1 protein-coding gene is annotated in these 579 nt (G+C 43.0%); it reads right to left on the bottom strand.

Annotated features, from left to right (window positions below; all coding sequences use genetic code 11):
• Positions 1-579 (bottom strand): transposase (locus tag JMX92_RS13415; RefSeq protein WP_201546166.1); only part of this gene is annotated, 579 nt, incomplete at both ends.

The raw sequence follows: 579 nt of genomic DNA, 5'->3' as shown, positions 1-579 counted from the left end.
GCTGACTGGTATTTTTTTTGGGATATTTTTGTGGTTTACCCTTAACTACCCTCGGGCAAGATCGCTTTCTACGTTCAGGAATAACAAACAATTTCCCTTCCTCTAAAAGTGCATCTAACAACTTAGGGAAGAGGCCCGCAGCCTGTAAAGGCGCAAACCGTAACAGATCAACAATCGTAATAGACGCCATATGGAAGCTAATTCGTAGAGGGCTAACCTTAGCCCTAAGAGCCATATAGCGCATCAAACGTCTTATCAGATTATAAGCAATCATAAGCCCCCAGAACTCTTGTAACACAAGCTGTGGCAGCTTACTTCTTAACACCAGCCCCTCCTGTAGATCAGACTTAATTTCCCTAAAAGCCATCTCAATCTCCCAGCGCTGCAAATACAGCTGTGCCACTTTATCCTTAGTAAAGCGTTTATCATCTATTAAAGAGGTGATGTATCGTCTTGTCTTACCCTCATAACGACACTCAATTAATCGAGCTTGCCAAGTATCGGGTAGGTTTGGGTTTTTCTTTTGAGCTTGGGGAGAAACCGGCATTTGTATCAAGTAGTCCCCTTCACTAAAGGTTT

Origin of the sequence: Psychrobacter sp. H7-1, assembly GCF_904846585.1 — a bacterium.
In the GTDB taxonomy this organism is placed as follows: domain Bacteria; phylum Pseudomonadota; class Gammaproteobacteria; order Pseudomonadales; family Moraxellaceae; genus Psychrobacter; species Psychrobacter raelei.
The sequence above is the reverse complement of the archived record's forward strand: the minus strand, read 5'-3'. Positions and strand labels throughout refer to the sequence as shown.